The following is a 17,825-nucleotide window of genomic DNA, read 5'->3' on the forward strand; positions in this document are numbered from 1 at the left end:
AGGGCCCCTTCTTAACGCCTCGCGCATAGGAAGGGGCCCTTCTTAACACCCCATGCCCGGGTGGTCACCGCGCCGACCAGGGGGCGTCGCCACACCGTCACGGCGGGCGAGGAAGAATGGACCCCATGGCGTACGACGCGTTGGTGCTGGTCTCCTTCGGCGGCCCGGAGCGGCCCGAGGACGTTCTCCCGTTCCTGCAGAACGTCACCCGGGGGCGGGGGGTGCCGCCGGAGCGGCTGGCCGAGGTCGCCGAGCACTACCTGCACTTCGGCGGGGTGTCGCCGATCAACCAGCAGTGCCGTGACCTGCTCGCGGCGATCCGCGCGGACTTCGCCGCCAACGGCGTCGACCTGCCGGTCTACTGGGGCAACCGCAACTGGGATCCGATGCTCGCCGACACGGTGGCGCGGATGCGCGACGACGGGATCACCCGGGCGCTGGCGTTCGTCACCAGCGCGTACGGCGGCTACTCCTCCTGCCGGCAGTACCAGGAGGACATCGCCTCGGCCCGCGCCGCGGTCGGCCCGGACGCCCCGCTGATCGAGAAGCTGCGCCAGTTCTGGGACCACCCCGGCTTCATCGAGCCGCACGCCGACGCGGTCCGCGCCGCGCTCGCCCAGCTCGACCCCGCGAAGCGGGACAGCACCCGGCTGGTCTTCACCGCGCACTCGGTCCCGATGTCGGCGGCCGCCAGCGCCGGCCCGCACGGCGGCCGGTACACCGCCCAGCTCGAGGAGGTCGCCCGGCTGGTGCACGCCGCGGCCGCGCCGGACCTCGCGTACGACCTGGTCTGGCAGAGCCGGTCCGGCCCGCCGCAGGTGCCGTGGCTGGAGCCGGACGTCAACGACCACCTGGCCACGCTGCCCGAGCAGGGCGTGACGAGCGTCGTGGTCAGCCCGATCGGCTTCGTCTCCGACCACCTGGAGGTGGTGTGGGACCTGGACACCGAGGCGCTGGAGACGGCCAAGCAGCTCGGCCTGGACTTCGTCCGCGCCGGCACCCCGGGCGTCGACCCGCGGTTCGTGGCGATGGTCCGCGAGCTGGTGCTGGAACGCACCGCCCCGGACGGCGAGCGGCTGCGCCGTCGGCTCGGCGAACTGCCGGCCTGGGACACCTGCCCGGCGTTGTGCTGCGTACCCCCGGCCCGCCGGCCCTGAGCCCGACCCGACGACACCCCTGGGGACGACACGATGCTTGACCGCAAGCCGGTGCAGAGCTGGCTCACCGACATGGACGGCGTGCTGGTGCACGAGGGACAGCCGGTGCCGGGCGCGCCGGAGTTCGTCAAGAAGCTGCGTGCCTCCGGCAAGCCGTTCCTGGTGCTGACGAACAACTCCATCTACACCCCGCGTGACCTCCAGGCCCGGCTGGCCCGGATGGGGCTGGACGTGCCGGAGGAGGCGATCTGGTCGTCCGCCCTGGCCACCGCCCAGTTCCTGGCCGACCAGCGGCCGGGCGGGACCGCGTACGTCATCGGTGAGGCCGGGCTGACCACGGCGCTGCACGCGGTGGGGTACGTGCTCAGCGACTTCGCCCCGGACTACGTGGTGCTGGGGGAGACGCGCACCTACAGCTTCGAGGCGATAACCAAGGCGATCCGGCTGATCAACGACGGCGCCCGGTTCATCTGCACCAACCCGGACGCCACCGGCCCGTCGATGGAGGGCGCGCTGCCGGCAGCCGGCTCGGTGGCGGCGATGATCTCCAAGGCGACAGGTGTCGACCCGTACTTCGTCGGCAAGCCCAACCCGATGATGATGCGCTCGGCGTTGAACACCATCGACGCCCACTCCGAGTCGACCGCGATGATCGGCGACCGGATGGACACCGACATCCTGTGCGGCCTGGAGGCCGGCCTGGAGACGATCCTGGTGCTCACCGGCATCAGCAGCCGGGCCGAGGCCGAGCGGTACCCGTACCGTCCGTCGCGGATCGTCGACTCGGTGGCCGACCTGATCGACGAGGTCTGAGCCGGGGTTCTACAGCCGCAGCGGCGCGTTGCAGGCGGCCACCAGGGCCTGCCGGCAGGCGGTGGTCAGCGGCCGCAGCGCCGCGTCGCGCTGCTGCGCCTCGTAGGTGTTCACCGCGCCGCCGGGCGCGCTCTCTCCGGCCAGCGCCAGCACCCGATCGAGTACGGCGGCGCGCGCGAACAGCCGGCGGGCCCGCGGGTCGAAGCCGGGCGGCAGGTCGGTGCCTCCGTCCGGGCGGCGCAACGCGGCGAGCGCACCGGCCAGCTCGGGCCGCCACTGCGCGACGTCGAGGCGGGTCAGCGTGGCTGTCGTCTCGGCGAGCACCGCGGAGAGTTCCGCCTCGGCCTCCGCCGCGCCGGGCGTGGACAGGGACGCCTTCGGCGCGTCCGCCGGCAGCGGGTGGACCCGCCAGAGCACTGTCTCCCAGGTCATCCCCGACCCGGAGGTGTGCGTGCGGACCTCCGGCACCAACCCCATGCCGCTGGCCACCACCGCCTCGCCGGCCACCAGCGCCGCCCCGGCGAACGCGCCCGGGCCGGGCAGGCCGCGCGGGTCGCCCGGCGCGGGCAGCACCAGGCGGATGTCGTCCGGGGAGTGCTTGGCCAGGCTGGGCAGCGCCTCCCGCAGGGACACGTCGGTCCAGGTGCCGGGTGCGTCGGCGACCAGGTGCTCCTCGTCGCCGGCGACCGCGTCGGCCACCTCGTCGAACGGCACCAGGCCGGCTCGCCAGGCACGCACCCAGGCGACGAACCGGCTCGACCGGCGCGGAGCCAGTGTGGCCGCGCCCGCTGCGGGGGAGGACATGCCGAAAGGGTACGTGCTCCGCGCCGCTGCTGTCTCGGCTGCCGCTCCGGTGGCGCGACCTGCCCCCAACTAACCCCTTCGCACCGTTTCGTGCCGACGGATGACGCCCCGGTCGGCGCGTCGGCGAGCGACACGCCGAGGTCGTGGCTAGCGTCTCCGGCATGGCGGGGCGATACGACGGCGACGTGCTGGCCGGCGACTGGCGGCGACGGAAGGTGACCCCCGAGGTCGACGCCGAGCCGGACCTGGTGGTCGAGGACGCCGACTCCGGGTTCTGCGGCGCGGTGGTCGGCTTCGACACCGGCGCGGTGGTGCTGGAGGACCGGCACGGGCGACGGCGAAACTTCCCGCTGCTGCCCGCCGCGTTCCTGCTCGACGGCCGGCCGGTCACGCTGCGGCGGCCGGCCCGCGCCCCGGTGCCCGCCGCGCGCCGCCGTACCGCGTCCGGCTCGATCGCTGTGGACGGCGTACGGGCGCAGGTCGCCAAGGCCAGCCGGATCTGGGTCGAGGGCGTGCACGACGCCGCGCTGGTCGAGCGGATCTGGGGCGACGACCTGCGCATCGAAGGCGTCGTGGTGGAGCCGCTGGACGGCATCGACGCGCTCGCCGACGAGGTACGCGCGTTCGCGCCCGGCCCCGGCCGCCGACTCGGCGTACTGGTCGACCACCTGGTGCCCGGCTCGAAGGAGAGCCGGATCGTCGCCCGGGTCAACTCGCCGCACGTGCTGGTCACCGGGCACCCGTACGTCGACGTGTGGCAGGCGGTACGCCCGGCGGCCCTGGGCATCGCGGCCTGGCCGGTGGTGCCGCCGGGGCAGCCCTGGAAGGAGGGCGTCTGCGCGGCGCTCGGGGTGGCCGAGCCGGCTGACATGTGGCGGCACATCCTGTCCCGGGTGGACAGTTTCGCCGACGTGGAGACGCCGCTGATCAACGCGATGGAGCGGTTGATCGACTTCGTCACCGAGCCTGTCTGAGAGGTCGGTTGCGGTTGAGGGCCGGGGGCGACCGTGCCCGGCTCCGGGCGGTCAGGCTTGATCCCTGCGCCGGTCACGGTCGCCCCCGGCCCCGCCGTGCGCCAGCGCCACCCGCCCCCGGACCTCCCGCCCCGCCCCTCGCGCCCCCCGCCAGGGTGATCAAGGAGTTTGTGGGTGAATTGGAGATCAACGCGGACGCGAACTCCTTGATCACGGGGTGAGCGGTGCGGGTGTGCGTCGATCATGGAGTTGTGGCCCCTGCGGATCGGGCATAGCGGGGCAAAATGAGGGCCACAAGTGCAAGATCGGCGGGGCGGGGGTGGGGCGGGGCGGGGGCGGGAGTTACGGGAGCTCGTCGGGGGTTCGGGTCAGGACGAAGGTGGCTATGTCCAGGGCTACCGGGGTTCCTGTTTCGTCGCGGATCACCGTCAGGATCTCGCCGTCCTGGGAGCCTGCGCGGCCCCGCCACCGGTCCGGTCCCTCGGGGGTGAAGCGCAGCTGCGGCCTGCCCACCTGGCCGCCGACCAGGTCACCGGCGGCGTCGACGCGGAACTCGTACTCGCCGCCCATCCACCACCAGCGCCCGGTCAGCGCGGCCACGTCGGCGGCGGGCGGGCCGGCCGGGCGCCAGGGGGCGGGCGCGGCCGGTTCGGCGTCCAGCACCAGCGTGAGCGCTTCCCGGCCGAGCGCGCCGATGTGGTGGCCGCGCAGCCCGTACGAGTTGGCGAAGTTGACCACGGCGGTGCCTGTGGGCCGGTGCACGGCCAGGCCGGCGACGTACCCGGGCATGGATCCGCCGTGCCCGACGTACACGCGGTCGCCGACCCGGTAGAGCTCGATGCCGAGGCCGTGCCCGCCGGTCCACGAGTCGAGGTCGTTGATGACCATGGGGGCGCACATCTCGGTGAGCGTGGCGGGGGAGAGCAGCGCCGGGTCCGGGTCGGCCAGGAACGTGGCCCAGCGGCCCAGGTCCTCGACCGTGGACCAGAGCTGACCGGCCGGCGCCATCGCCGCGGTGTCGGTGCGTGGCTCCTCCCGCAGCGTCTCGTGCCAGGGGTGGACGACGTAGCCGCGGGCGTACGGCTCGGTGGGGTGGTACGTGGTGCGGCGCATGCCCAGCGGGGCCAGCAGCCGCTCGGTCAGCAGCTCCGCCCAGGGCGTGCCGGTGATCCGTTCCAGCGCGGCGCCGAGCAGCCCGTACGCCAGGTTCGAGTAGTGGTAGACGAAGTGCGGCGGGTAGGCGATCTTGTCCGGCGTCAGCCCGGCGAGCAGGGTGTCCAGGTCCGTGCCCCCGACCCGCTCCCACCAGTCGCCGTCCGGCTCGCGTTGCAGGCCGCCGACGTGGCCGAGGAGCTGGCGCACCGTCACCGAGCCGACCGGGGTGCCGGGCAGGTGGGCGTCCAGCGGGTCGTCCAGTGACAGCCGGCCGGCGTCGCGCTGCTGCATCACCAGCACCGCGGTCATGGTCTTGGTGATCGAGCCGATCCGGTACTGCAGGTCGCCGTCGGGGCGGGGCGTCTCACCGGCGACGGCGAGGTGCGCCAGCCGGCCGTCGCGGACCACGCCGAGCGCGAGCGAGGGGCCCCGCCCCTCGGCCTGGGCCCGGGCGACCAACAGGTCCACCTGACGCGCGGTCTCGGGCAGCAGGGGCATCTCGTCCTCCTCGTCGGCGGTGGGCGCGGTACGCCGAGCCGAGCCTAGCGATCATGACAGTTCGATGACACGTGCGTTGACGTGTCAGGATTGTTCTCGTGGACGCCGTGTTCTGGATCGTTCTGGGTGTGGTATTGGCGGTCGCCGAGATCTTTACGACGACGCTCTTCCTGATCATGTTCGGGGTCGGGGCGTTCGCCGCGGCCGGCGCCGCGGCGCTCGGTGCGCCGGTGGCGCTGCAGGCGGTGATCTTCGCGGTGGTGTCGGCGTTGTCGGTGGCGGTGGTCCGTCCGGTGGTCCGGCGGCACGCGCGGCCGGCGATCGAGACCGGGGAGCAGCCGTTCGGGGTGGAGGCGCTGGAGGGGGCCACCGCTGTGGTCCTGGAGCCGGTCGACTCCGAGCGCGGGATGATCAAGATCGATGGTGAGCTGTGGACGGCCCGCTCGTACGACGCGACGCGCTCGTACGCCGAGGGTGAGCGGGTGCAGGTGATCAAGGTTCGGGGCGCTACCGCCCTGGTATGGCAGGACGACATTTCCACCCCGGGCGAGCTGCCCGAAGCGAAAAGGTGAACGGTATGGAGTTTCTGGCGATCCTGATGATCGCGGTGGCGTTGATCGGTGTGGTGACGCTGTTCAAGGCGGTGCGGATCGTGCCGCAGCAGCGGCAGGACGTGGTGGAGCGGCTGGGCCGGTACAAGCGCACGCTGAACCCGGGCCTGAACCTGCTGGTGCCGTTCGTCGACGCGGTACGCACCAAGGTCGACATGCGTGAGCAGGTGGTCAGCTTCCCGCCCCAGCCGGTGATCACCTCCGACAACCTGGTCGTCTCGATCGACACGGTCCTCTACTTCAAGGTGGTCGACTCGGTTCGCGCCACCTACGAGATCTCCAACTTCCTCCAGGCGATCGAGCAGCTCACCGTCACCACGCTGCGTAACGTGATCGGCTCGCTGGACCTGGAGCGCGCGCTGACCAGCCGCGAGGAGATCAACCGGCACCTGTCCGGCGTGCTGGACGAGACCACCGGCCGCTGGGGCATCAAGGTGACCCGGGTCGAGATCAAGGCGATCGAGCCGCCGCCGAGCATCCGCGACTCGATGGAGAAGCAGATGCGCGCCGAGCGGGACCGCCGCGCCGCGATCCTCAACGCCGAGGGCCACAAGCAGTCGCAGATCCTCACCGCCGAGGGTGAGAAGCAGGCCGCGGTGCTGCGCGCCGACGGTGACCGGCAGGCCCGGATCCTCCAGGCGGAGGGCCAGGCCAAGGCGATCCGTACCGTCTTCGACGCGATCCACACCGCCAACCCGAGCCAGAAGGTGCTGGCCTACCAGTACCTCCAGGCGCTGCCGCAGATCGCCAACGGCACTGCCAACAAGGTCTGGATCGTCCCGACCGAGCTGACCAAGGCCCTGGAGGGCATGGGCGGCGCGCTGGGCGGGCTGGCCAACATGGCCGGCGACGTGCCGTCGCCGGAGGCCGCCCGCAGCGCCGGCGAGGTCGAGCGGGAGGCCGCCGAGGCCGCCCAGGCCGCGGCCGTCGCGGCCCAGGAGATCCACAACGAGGTACGTGTGGCCGAGGCGCAGGCCACCGGCGGCAACGCCCCGCAGGGCCTGCCCGCGCCGGAGCCGGTGTCGCCGGCCAGCCTGGTGAACGACCCGGCGGACCAGCGCGAGCGGGGCTGACCGGCAAATCCGAAAAGTCCTCATACGGCGCTCCGGCGACTGCCACCATCGGTCTTGAGGACGGGTGGTGAGCAGGGCCGGAGCGCCGTTGCGTGTCCCGGGCCACCCGCGGCGCGAACGAGGTGACGCATGAAGGACCCGGCGAACCGGCTGTTCTCCCGTACCCCGGTCCCCGGCGCGCACGACCCCGCCGGGCCGATCGGCTCCCGGCGTACCGGAGGGGGGTTCGGGGTCCTGCCGTTCGTCTCCGAGCCCGGCCCCGGCGCGCCCGCCACCGACGCGACCTGGGCCTGGTCGATCCGCCGGTTCGCCCGCGCGGCGGTCTGGCTGCTGCCCGCGTACGCGGTGCTCTACGGCCTGGTGGCGATGGCCAGCGACGGCGGGGTGGGCAACGACCCGTACCCGGCCGACGGCCGGCCGCTCTACCTGGTCGGTTGGGTCGCCTCGGTGTGGCTCGGGCTGCTCGCCCTGCTCGCGCTCACCGGCCTGCTCGCCGCCACCCGCTGCCGCCGCGTCGCGCTGGCCGGGCTGCTCGCCAGCATCGGCGGGATGGTGCTGATGCTGCCGTTCGCCGGGCTGGCCGAGCAGACGCCGGTGTTCGGCGTGACCGCGCGCGGCATCGTGCTGTTCGGCGCCACGCTCTACAGCGTGGGCTGGTTCCTGACCGGCTGGTCGGTGGCCCGGTCCGGGATGTTCTCCTACGGCGACGGGACCATGCTGATGATCGCCGCCCCGCTGCTCGGCCTGGGCGGCGCGCTGATCGGCTCGCTGCAGACGTTCGGCGCGATCTTCGTGCTGGTCGCCGGCATCGGCATCGGCTACCGCAGCGGCCGCCTGGTGCCCGAGACGATCGTCCGGGACGCCGCAGCCGCCAGCGTCGCCGCCGCTCCGGTGCCGCCCGCGTCACCGAAGGGCCCACTCGGCGCCGGTTGACCGGTTCTCCAGCTGGGCGGCCGCCGTGAAGTAACTGACAGTTGCCTGGCGAGGTGGCCGGTAGGCGGCTTTCGTGGCAATCCTTGCCTTCATGCCGTCACCCAGGTCGCCGCTGTCGCGGCTGTTCACCGTGCTGCTGGCCGGCCTGCTCGCCGGGCTCGTCCTCGCGGTCGCCGCGCTTCCCGCCGGACTGCTCGGCGGGTTCGCCGCCCGGGCGGCGCTCGGCGCGTACGCGGACCTGCCCGACGCGCTGCGCACCCCGGCCCAGCCGCAGCGCTCCTACCTCTACGCCAACGACGGCAAGACGCTGATCACCACGTTCTACGACGTGAACCGCACCGACGTGTCGCTGGACGAGATCGCCCCGGTGATGCGGCAGGCGATCATCGCGGCCGAGGACCGGCGGTTCTACTCGCACGGCGGCGCGGACCTGCGCGGCATCGCCCGGGCGCTGGTGGCGAACGTCAAGGGCGGCGGCACCGAGCAGGGCGGCTCCACGCTGACCATGCAGTACGTCCGCAACGTGCTCAAGACCGACCCGAACCGCACGCCGGCGGAGCGGCAGGCCGCCACCGAGCAGACCGTCGGGCGCAAGCTCCAGGAGATCCGGTACGCGAACGCGCTGGAGCAGTCGCTGTCCAAGGACGAGATCCTCAACCGCTACCTCAACATCGCGTACTTCGGCTCCGGCGCGTACGGCGTCGCCGCCGCCAGCCAGCGCTACTTCGGCAAGGACCCGGCCGACCTGACGCTGGGCGAGGCGGCGCTGCTGGCCGGCCTGGTCCAGTCGCCGGAGGCGTACAGCCCGATCGATGGCGACCTGGACCAGGCGCTGGCCCGCCGGGCGTACGTGCTGGACGCGATGGCCGAGACCGGCGCGATCACCGCCCAGCAGGCCGCTGCGGCGAAGGCGCAGGCGCCCACGCTGCGGCCGACCGCCCAGCCCAACGGCTGCACCGCGACCGCCCAGGGGCACGACGACTGGGGCTTCTTCTGCGACTACCTGCGCCGCTGGTGGCTCACCCAGCCCGCGTTCGGCGCCACCCCCGAGGAGCGCGAGCAGGCGCTGCGCCGGGGCGGCTACCGGGTCGTCACCACGCTGGATGCGAAGATCCAGGAGACCGCGCAGGAGCAGGCCACCAAGGTCTACGGGTACGGCAACAAGCGCGCGTTGCCGATCGCGGCGGTCGAGCCCGGCACCGGCCGGGTGCTCGCCATGGCGGTGAACCGGCACTACAGCCTCGACGCCAACCCGGACGGGCAGGCCAACCACCCGAACACGGTCAACCCGCTGATCTCCGGCGGCGCCAGCGTCGACGGCTACCAGGCCGGCTCGACGTTCAAGATGTTCACCATGCTGGCCGCGCTGGAGGCCGGCAAGCCGCTGTCCACCGGCTTCGACGCCCCGAGCCGGCTGCCCACCCGGTACGCCTCGGACGACGAGGGCAACTGCGACGGCACCTGGTGCCCGGCGAACGCCAACCCGCAGTGGATGGACGGCTACCGGATGATGTGGGACGGCTTCGGCCGCTCCGTCAACACGTACTTCGTCTGGCTGGCCGAACAGGTCGGCGAGGACAAGGTGGTGGAGATGGCGCAGCGCCTCGGCATCACCTTCCGGGCCGACTCCGACGCCACGTTCGCCCGCGACCACGCCGCCGACTGGGGCGCGTTCACGCTCGGCGTGGCCGCCACCACCCCGCTCGACCTGGCGAACGCGTACGCCACGGTGGCCGCCGAGGGCACGTACTGCACGCCGCTGCCGGTGGTCTCGGTGACCACGCCCGACGGCGGGACCGTCGACGTGGGGCAACCGGAGTGCAAGCGGGTCCTCGACCCGGACGTGGCCCGGGCCGCCACCGACGCGGCCCGCTGCCCGGTCGGCCAGCAGTCGGCGTTCGGGCAGTGCAACGGCGGCACCGCCACCGCCGTCGACGCGATCGTCGGCCGCCCGGTCGCCGGCAAGACCGGCAGCTCGGAGCGGAACGCCACGGAGACGTTCGTCGGGTACACCCCGCAGGTCGCCGTGGCCGGCATCGCCGCCAACCCGGACGACGTCACCGACCTGGTCGGCTCCGCCGTGCAGGCGAAGGTGATCGACGCGGTCGCGCGGACCATCAGGACAGCGGTCACCGGCAAGCCGGTGGCCGACTTCACCGCGCCGAGCCGGGCGCTGGTCGGCGACCCGCAGCGTCCGCAGCCGCCCCGGCGGACCGAGCCGGACCGCCGCGAGCAGCGCGAGGACCGCGAGCTGCCCTCCGACGTGCTGCGCTGGCTGCGCGACCGCGGGTAAGGAAGGGCCCCTTCTTAACGCCTCCGGTAGTAAAGGGGCCCCTTCTTAACGCCGCACCCCACCCGCGCCCACGACGGCGTCCACCGCCGCGTCGAGGGCGGCGGCCACCTCGTCCACTGTGGCGTCGCCGTCGAGCGTGACGAACGAGCCGAACTCCGGCAGCGCCCGGTATGCCCCGTCCAGCGCGCGCAGGTGCGCCAGTTCCTCGGTGTCGATGCCGCGCTCGGCCACCCGCCGCCGGGCCACCTCGGGGGAGGTGGCCAGGAAGCACACCACCGCCGGGCGCGGGAAGACCGCGTAGACGGCGCGCACCACGTGCCGTCCCCGGTCGCCCCGGGCCGCCATGATCACGTCCTGGCACCAGGTCCACCGGTCCAGCACCGCCACCCGGCCGGTCAGGCGGGCCACCGCCACGGTCCGGGCCATCGCCGCCGCGCGCACCGTCGCCTCCAGCGCCGGATAGACGGTACGGCCGAACAGCGCCACCCCGTCGGCCCGGCCGAGCGCCCGGGCCAGCCGGTTCCACAGTGGCCGCCCACCGGCGTTCTCGAAGTACCGCGCCCGGACACCCCGCTCGCACAGCCGCGCCGCGAGCGCCCTGGCCTGGGTGGTCTTGCCGGAGCCGTCGACGCCGATCAACGCGATCATCACCGGGCGGCCCACAGCCCCGGACGCTAACGCACCCGGACAACCATGCACGTGACGTGTCGGATCCGGGCGGACGGCTCCGACCCACCGGCGAGCGCACCCGACCGGGACGCGCCGCAACGCGGAGGAACACATCATGGGCACTGTCAGCTACGGGGTGCACACGTCCGTCGACGGCTTCATCGAGGGCCCGAACGGCGAGTTCGACTGGCCGCAGATGGGGGAGGAGCTGTCCGCGTACTCGATCGACCTGGCCGAGCGGGCCGACGCCTTCGTCTACGGGCGGCGGGTGTGGGAGATGATGGCCTCCTACTGGCCTCAGGTCGAGTCGATCTCCGACCACCCGCACGACCTGGCGTTCGCGCCGATCTGGCGGCGTACCCCGAAGATCGTGGTCTCCCGCACGCTCGCCGAGGCTCCCCACGGCGCCGTGGTGGTCGGCGGCGGCGACCTGGCGAAGGAGTTCGCCGAGGTCCGCGAGCGGTTCCCCGGCGACCTGCTGGTCACCGGCGGCACCGGCGCGGCGACGGCGCTGGCCGCGCTGGGGCTCGTCGACACCTACGAGGTGATCGTGCACCCGGTGGTGCTCGGCGGCGGACGGCAGGTGCTGCCCGACCTGGCCCGCCAGCACCTGCGGCTGGTCGAGACGCGTCAGTTCGACGGGCGGTCGGTGCTGCTGCGCTACGCGCGGGCCTGACGCCTCAGCGGCCCCGGCGGCGGGGCCGGTACGTGGCGAGCGCGGCCGGTACGCCGCGGCGCACGATGCCGGCCCGGTCGCTGTCCCCGCGCAGCACCGCCGCGGCGGTCTTGCGGGCCTGCTCGGCGGTGAAGTGCGGCGGCAACATCAGCTCGGCCGGGTCCACCACCGCGTTGACCACCACCGGCCGGTCCGCGTCGAGCACCCGCTGCCACAGGCCGTCCACCCGGTCGGGGGAGTCGACCAGCTCACCGCCGAGGCCCAGCACCTCGGCCCACCTGTGGTACGCCACGTCCGGCAGGTCCTGGCTGTCCGGGAACATCGGCGTGCCCTCGCTGGACCGCTGCTCCCAGCTGACGAACGCGAGGTCACGGTTGTTGAGCACGAGCACCACGAACCGGGGGTCGGCCCACTCCCGCCAGTACTTCGCCACAGTGATCAGCTCGTTGACGCCGTTCATCTGCATCGCGCCGTCGCCGAGCAGCGCGATCACCGGGCGGTCCGGGTGGGCGAACTTCGCCGCCAGCGCGTACGGCATGCCGCCGCCCATGGACAGCAGCGTGCCGGAGAGGCTGGCCAGCATGCCGGGGCGCACGCGCACGTGCCGGGCGTACCAGGCGGTGGCGGTGCCGCAGTCCACGGCGAGCACGGCGTCGTCCGGCAGCGCGTCGTCGAGCGAGGTGAACAGCGACTGCGGGTTGACCGGGTCGGCGGGCTGCGCGGCGACCTCGCGCTGCGCGGCCCGCCACTTGCCGGTGGCGTCGGCGATGGTGGCCCGCCAGGCGGTCGGGCCCGGCCCCGGGCCCAGCTCCCGGAGCAGGGCGCGCAGCGTCGGTCCGGCGTCGCCGGTCAGGTTCACCTCGGTCGGGTAGCGCAGCCCCATCCGGCTGCCGTCGATGTCGATCTGCACCGCCCGGGCCTGCCCCTCCGGCGGGTAGAACTCCGAGTACGGCATCTGGCTGCCGACGATCAGCAGCCGGTCGCACTCGCGCATGAGTTGCCAGCTGGGGCGGCTGCCGAGCAGGCCGATCGCGCCGGTCACCCAGGGCTGCCGGTGGTCGACGGCGGTGAAGCCGAGCAGCGCGGTGGCCACCCCGGCGCCGAGCCGGTCGGCGATCCGGCGTACCTCGTCCTCGGCGCCCAGCGCGCCCTGCCCGACCAGCATCGCCACCCGCTGGCCGCCGCGCAGCACCTCGGCCGCGCGGCGCACGTCGGCCTCCGGCGGCACTGTCGGCTCGCTGCTCGGCACCGCGCTGGTGTGGTAGTAGCCGTGCGCGTGCGGCGGGTGCGGCACCGCCGGCAGGTCCTGCACGTCGGAGGGAAGGACCAGGGCGGTCACGGTACGCCGGGCCAGCGCGGTGCGGCAGGCCCGGTCCACCAGGTGCCGGGCCTGCGACGGATCGTCGAGCTGGGCCAGGAAGGCCGACGCCACGTCCTTGTAGAGCGAGAGCAGGTCCACCTCCTGGTAGTAGCCGCCGCCCTCGGCGGGCAGCGCGGTGTGCCCGAGCAGCGCCACCACCGGCTGGTGGTCGAGCTTGGCGTCGTAGAGGCCGTTGAGCGCGTGGATCGCGCCCGGGCCGCTTGTCACCACCACGCAGCCGAGCGGGCCGCCGCCGTACTTGACGTGCGCGCCGGCCGCGAAACCGGCGGTCTCCTCGTGCCGGACCTGGATGAACCGGGCGCGTCCCTCGGCGCGTTGCAGCGCCGAGGTCATGCCGTTGATCCCGTCGCCCGGGTAGCCGTAGTAGCGATGTACGCCCCACTCGGCGAGCCGGGCCACCAGGTAGTCGGCGACTGTGGCGTCGCGGGGGAGGTTGCCGTCGTGATCCGCGCCCATCGTGGTCCCTCCGTCGCGTCGGCCTTCGGGCTCCGTTCCCCGCCCGGGGCGGCGGAAACCCGGCCCGTGCCGGGGCGCCCCGGGCGGGCCGGGCAGAATCGCGTGGTGCCCGTCCACGAGATCACCGACCCCGACGACGACCGGATCGCCGACTACCGCGCGCTCACCGACGTGGAGCTGCGTACCCGCTGGGAACCGCCGCACGGGCTGTTCATCGCCGAGGGGGAGCTGGTGCTGCGGCGGGCGCTGCGGGCCGGCTACCCGGCCCGGTCGTACCTGGTCGACGCCAAGCGCGTGGACCAGCTCGCCGATCTGGACACCGGTGACGCGCCGGTGTACGCGGCCACGCCGGACGTGCTCCAGCGCGCCACCGGCTTCCACGTGCACCGGGGCGTGCTCGCGTCGTTCCACCGCAAGCCGCTGCGCTCGGCCGACGAGGTGCTGGCCGCCGCCCGGCGGGTGGTGATCCTGGAGGACGTCAACAACCACACCAACCTGGGCGCGATCTTCCGGGGCGCCGCAGCGCTCGGTGTCGACGCGGTGCTGCTGTCGCCGACCTGCGCCGATCCGCTCTACCGGCGCAGCGTACGGGTCAGCATGGGCGAGGTGTTCGCGGTGCCGTACGCGAAGCTCGACAGCTGGCCCGGCGGGCTGGACCAGGTCCGGGCGGCCGGGTTCACCGTGCTCGCGATGACGCCCGCGCCTGATGCCGTACCGATGCAGCGGCTGACCCCGGCGCAGCGCGAGCGGGCGGCGTTGCTGCTCGGGGCGGAGGGGCCGGGACTGACCGCGGCGGCGCAGGCCGCCAGCGACGTGCGGGTGGTGATCCCGATGCGGCGCGGCGTGGACTCGCTGAACGTGGCCGCCGCGGCGGCGGTGGCGTTCTGGGAGCTGGGGCGGGACGACCCGCTCTGACGACCGGCTTGCATGACCATGCGACGGCGTGCATAATCTTCCTTGTGTCCAAGGTTCTCACCTCCCTGCCCATCGGCGAACGTGTCGGCATCGCCTTCTCCGGCGGCCTCGACACCTCGGTCGCGGTCGCGTGGATGCGCGACAAGGGCGCCATCCCGTGCGCCTACACCGCCGACATCGGCCAGTACGACGAGCCCGACATCGCCTCGGTGCCCGGCCGCGCCCACACCTACGGCGCCGAGGTCGCCCGCCTCGTCGACTGCCGCGCCGCCCTGGTCGAGGAAGGACTGGCGGCGCTGACCTGCGGCGCCTTCCACATCCGCTCCGGCGGGCGGGCCTACTTCAACACCACGCCGCTGGGCCGGGCCGTGACCGGCACGCTGCTGGTGCGCGCGATGATCGCCGACGACGTGCAGATCTGGGGCGACGGCTCGACGTTCAAGGGCAACGACATCGAGCGGTTCTACCGGTACGGCCTGCTGGCCAACCCGCAGCTGCGGATCTACAAGCCGTGGCTGGACACCGACTTCGTCACCGAGCTGGGCGGCCGCACCGAGATGTCGGAGTGGCTGCTGGAGCGCGGCCTGCCCTACCGGGACAGCACCGAGAAGGCGTACTCCACCGACGCCAACATCTGGGGCGCCACCCACGAGGCCAAGACGCTCGAACACCTGGACACCGGCATCGAGACGGTCGAGCCGATCATGGGCGTGAAGTTCTGGGACCCGTCCGTGGAGATCCCCACCGAGGACGTCACCATCGGCTTCGACCAGGGCCGCCCGGTGACGATCAACGGCAAGGAGTTCGGCAGCGCCGTCGACCTGGTGCTGGAGGCCAACGCCATCGGCGGCCGGCACGGCCTGGGCATGTCCGACCAGATCGAGAACCGGATCATCGAGGCCAAGAGCCGGGGCATCTACGAGGCCCCCGGCATGGCGCTGCTGCACGCCGCCTACGAGCGGCTCGTCAACGCCATCCACAACGAGGACACGCTCGCCAACTACCACAACGAGGGCCGCCGCCTCGGCCGCCTCATGTACGAGGGCCGCTGGCTGGACCCGCAGGCGCTGATGCTGCGCGAGTCGCTGCAGCGCTGGGTCGGCACGGCGGTCACCGGCGAGGTCACGCTGCGGCTGCGCCGGGGCGAGGACTACTCGATCCTCGACACCACCGGCCCGGCGTTCAGCTACCACCCGGACAAGCTGTCGATGGAGCGCACCCAGGACTCGGCGTTCGGCCCGGCCGACCGGATCGGCCAGCTCACCATGCGCAACCTCGACATCGCCGACTCCCGCGCCAAGCTGGAGCAGTACGCCTCCGTCGGCATGGTCGGCGGCGGGAACCCGCAGCGGGTCGTGGGCGCCGCCCAGGCCGCTTCGACCGGGCTGATCGGCGCCATGCCGCAGGGCGGCGCCGAGGCCATCGCGTCCCGGGGCGTGCCCACCGCCGAGGACGAGGCGCTCGACCGGGCCGCCATGGAGTTCGGCGTCGACTGATCCCGCAGCCCGGCCGGTGCGGCCCTCGGCAACGACGGTGACGCAGGGTAGCGTGTCGCCCGTGTTCCCTACCGTGCGTGAGGTCCTGGACCTGGTGCCGATGCGCCACGGTGCGCCGCGCCTGGTCGCCGGGAACGCCGGGCTGGACCGGCCGGTGCGGTGGGTGCACATCGCCGAGGTGCCCGACATCGCCACCCTGCTCGGCGGCGGGGAACTGGTCCTGACCACCGGGATCGGGCTGCCGGCCGACGACGCCGGGCTGCGCGAGTTCATCGGCACCCTGGCCGACGTCGGCGCCTCCGGACTGGTGGTCGAGCTGGGCCGCCGGTACCTCACCGGAGTGCCCCGGGTGATGGCCGCCGCCGCCGAACGCCGCGGCCTGCCCCTGGTCGAGCTGCGCCGGGGCACCCCGTTCGTCCGGATCACCGAGGCGGTGCACGGGCTGATCGTGGACGCCCAGCTCACCGAGCTGCGCGCCACCGAGGAGATCCACCAGCGGTTCACCGACCTGTCGGTGGAGGGCGCCGAACCGGCCGAGGTGCTGCGGCAGGCCGCCGAACTGGCCGGCTGCCCGATGGTGCTGGAGAACCTGTCCCGGCAGGTGCTCGCGTACGACCCGGCGGGGGAGAACGCGGAACTGCTGCTGGACGGCTGGGAACAGCACTCCCGGCAGATCCGCCCGGCCGGGCGCACCGCGTACGACCCGGGCAGCGGCTGGCTCGTCACCACCGTCGGGGCGCGCGGGCAGGACTGGGGACGGCTGCTGCTGCGCTGGCCGGTCGCCGAGTCCACCCCGCCGACCCGGCTGACCATCCTGATCGAGCGGGCCGCCTCCACGCTGGCCCTGGGGCGGCTGATCCGGCGCGACGCCGAGGGCCTGGAACGGCAGATCCACCGTACGCTGCTGACCGCGCTCATCGACCACTCCCGCCCGGTGGACGAGGTGGCGCTGCGCGCCAAGGCGCTGGGCGTCGTCCTGGACCGACGGCACCTGGTCGGCGTGGTGGTCCGGCACCGTGGCGACGAGCCGGCCGCCGGCCCGGGCGCCGACGCCGACCCCGAGGCCGGTCCGGCCCGCCTGCGCGACCTCGCCGAGGCGGTCGGCCAGGCCGTGCGGGACGCCAAACTCACCGCCCTGACCAGCGCCGTCGACGACCATGCGGTGGGGGCGCTGCTGGCCCTGCCCGACGCGGCCGACGAGGAGAAGGCACTCGCCGCGTTCGCCACGGCGTTGCGCCGGGTACGCCTCGACGCCGCCCCGTCCCGCCCTCCGGCCACCCGCACCGTGGTGGCGGCCGGTTCGGGCGTGGGCAGTCTGCGCGAGGCGCGCCGCTCACTCGTCGAGGCGCGTCAGATCGCCGAGGCGGCGCGGCGGGACCCCCGAGACCTGCCCTGCTACCGGCTGCCGCACGTCGGGCTGGCCGGTCTGCTGCACCTGCTGCGCGACGAGCCCCGGCTGCAGACGTTCGTCGAGCGCGAACTCGGGGCACTGCTCGCGTACGACGCCCAGCACCCGCGTGAGCAGTTGCTCGGCACGCTGCGCGCGTACCTGGAGCAGGGGCGGAACAAGTCGGCGGGCGCTGCCGCGGCGCACCTGTCCCGGCCGGCGTTCTACGAGCGGTTGGCCCGGATCGGCCGCATCCTCGACGCCGACCTGGACTCGGTCGACAGGTGCCTGTCCCTGCACGTGGCCCTGCTGGCCCTCGACGCCATCCGAACCCCCTGACCCACCCCCGGGGCCGTCACGCCGGTCCCGCCGACCCCGCCGATCTTGGACTTGTGGCGCCCGAGATGCCCAGAACCGCGGCTTATGCGCGCCGCCACAACTCCAAGATCGATGGGCCGAGGCGGTGATCATGAGGTTAGGCCGGTGTTTTGCCCGGATTCGCCCCGCCAACTTCATGATCAACGCGGCGGGGGG

15 protein-coding genes are annotated in these 17,825 nt (G+C 73.5%); 11 read left to right on the plus strand and 4 right to left on the minus strand.

Going from position 1 to position 17,825, the window contains the following annotated elements; translation table 11 throughout:
- Positions 1-125 precede the first annotated feature (125 nt).
- Together A4R25_RS01720 and A4R25_RS01725 are read left to right on the plus strand one after the other, a co-directional pair.
- Positions 126-1,157 carry a ferrochelatase gene (locus tag A4R25_RS01720; RefSeq protein ID WP_064445353.1) on the plus strand — a complete coding sequence of 344 codons (1,032 nt, stop codon included), beginning with the start codon at positions 126-128 and terminating at the stop codon, positions 1,155-1,157.
- 33 nt (positions 1,158-1,190) lie between these two features.
- Positions 1,191-1,970 carry an HAD-IIA family hydrolase gene (locus tag A4R25_RS01725; RefSeq protein ID WP_043329726.1) on the plus strand — a complete coding sequence of 260 codons (780 nt, stop codon included), beginning with the start codon at positions 1,191-1,193 and terminating at the stop codon, positions 1,968-1,970.
- Between the two features lie 9 nt (positions 1,971-1,979).
- Here the strand turns inward: A4R25_RS01725 and A4R25_RS01730 are convergent, their stop codons facing one another.
- Positions 1,980-2,774, minus strand: coding sequence for a hypothetical protein (locus A4R25_RS01730; protein WP_030504270.1), 795 nt, complete (start codon positions 2,772-2,774; stop codon positions 1,980-1,982).
- A gap of 161 nt (positions 2,775-2,935) precedes the next feature.
- Here A4R25_RS01730 and A4R25_RS01735 point away from each other — a divergent pair, with 161 nt between their 5' ends.
- Positions 2,936-3,748 (plus strand): DUF3097 domain-containing protein, encoded by an 813-nt coding sequence (locus tag A4R25_RS01735; RefSeq protein WP_064445354.1) that lies wholly within the window; start codon positions 2,936-2,938, stop codon positions 3,746-3,748.
- Between the two features lie 342 nt (positions 3,749-4,090).
- Here A4R25_RS01735 and A4R25_RS01740 read toward each other — a convergent pair whose 3' ends face one another.
- Positions 4,091-5,401 (minus strand): serine hydrolase, encoded by a 1,311-nt coding sequence (locus tag A4R25_RS01740; RefSeq protein WP_064445355.1) that lies wholly within the window; start codon positions 5,399-5,401, stop codon positions 4,091-4,093.
- A gap of 98 nt (positions 5,402-5,499) precedes the next feature.
- Between A4R25_RS01740 and A4R25_RS01745 the strand changes: the two genes are divergently transcribed.
- From A4R25_RS01745 to A4R25_RS01760, 4 genes are all read left to right on the plus strand, one after another.
- Positions 5,500-5,973 (plus strand): NfeD family protein, encoded by a 474-nt coding sequence (locus tag A4R25_RS01745; RefSeq protein WP_030504273.1) that lies wholly within the window; start codon positions 5,500-5,502, stop codon positions 5,971-5,973.
- Positions 5,974-5,978: 5 nt separating this feature from the next.
- A complete protein-coding gene (locus tag A4R25_RS01750) occupies positions 5,979-7,085 on the plus strand; it encodes an SPFH domain-containing protein (protein ID WP_043329729.1) in 1,107 nt (368 codons plus the stop codon).
- 129 nt (positions 7,086-7,214) lie between these two features.
- Positions 7,215-8,018, plus strand: coding sequence for a hypothetical protein (locus tag A4R25_RS01755; RefSeq protein ID WP_064445356.1), 804 nt, complete (start codon positions 7,215-7,217; stop codon positions 8,016-8,018).
- 91 nt (positions 8,019-8,109) lie between these two features.
- Complete coding sequence (locus tag A4R25_RS01760) at positions 8,110-10,311, plus strand: transglycosylase domain-containing protein (RefSeq protein ID WP_082930884.1); 2,202 nt, start codon at positions 8,110-8,112, stop codon at positions 10,309-10,311.
- Positions 10,312-10,356: 45 nt separating this feature from the next.
- Here A4R25_RS01760 and A4R25_RS01765 read toward each other — a convergent pair whose 3' ends face one another.
- Positions 10,357-10,974: a thymidylate kinase gene (locus tag A4R25_RS01765; RefSeq protein WP_064445358.1), complete on the minus strand. Its 618-nt coding sequence runs from the start codon at positions 10,972-10,974 to the stop codon at positions 10,357-10,359.
- A 121-nt stretch (positions 10,975-11,095) separates the two neighbouring features.
- Between A4R25_RS01765 and A4R25_RS01770 the strand changes: the two genes are divergently transcribed.
- Positions 11,096-11,656: a dihydrofolate reductase family protein gene (locus tag A4R25_RS01770; RefSeq protein ID WP_064445359.1), complete on the plus strand. Its 561-nt coding sequence runs from the start codon at positions 11,096-11,098 to the stop codon at positions 11,654-11,656.
- Positions 11,657-11,660: 4 nt separating this feature from the next.
- On the opposite strand, the gene A4R25_RS01775 is transcribed toward A4R25_RS01770, so the two are convergent.
- Positions 11,661-13,493, minus strand: coding sequence for a thiamine pyrophosphate-requiring protein (locus A4R25_RS01775; RefSeq protein ID WP_064445360.1), 1,833 nt, complete (start codon positions 13,491-13,493; stop codon positions 11,661-11,663).
- A 66-nt stretch (positions 13,494-13,559) separates the two neighbouring features.
- Here A4R25_RS01775 and A4R25_RS01780 point away from each other — a divergent pair, with 66 nt between their 5' ends.
- From A4R25_RS01780 to A4R25_RS01790, 3 genes are read left to right on the plus strand one after another with little or no spacing between them, the layout of a single operon-like run.
- Positions 13,560-14,408 carry an RNA methyltransferase gene (locus tag A4R25_RS01780; RefSeq protein WP_231915400.1) on the plus strand — a complete coding sequence of 283 codons (849 nt, stop codon included), beginning with the start codon at positions 13,560-13,562 and terminating at the stop codon, positions 14,406-14,408.
- Positions 14,409-14,452: 44 nt separating this feature from the next.
- Positions 14,453-15,904: an argininosuccinate synthase gene (gene argG / locus A4R25_RS01785; protein WP_064445361.1), complete on the plus strand. Its 1,452-nt coding sequence runs from the start codon at positions 14,453-14,455 to the stop codon at positions 15,902-15,904.
- Between the two features lie 52 nt (positions 15,905-15,956).
- Positions 15,957-17,630, plus strand: coding sequence for a PucR family transcriptional regulator ligand-binding domain-containing protein (locus A4R25_RS01790; protein WP_064445362.1), 1,674 nt, complete (start codon positions 15,957-15,959; stop codon positions 17,628-17,630).
- Positions 17,631-17,825: the final 195 nt, after the last annotated feature.

Origin of the sequence: Micromonospora sp. NBRC 110037 (assembly GCF_001652995.1) — a bacterium.
Taxonomy (GTDB): Bacteria; Actinomycetota; Actinomycetes; order Mycobacteriales; family Micromonosporaceae; genus Micromonospora; species Micromonospora chalcea.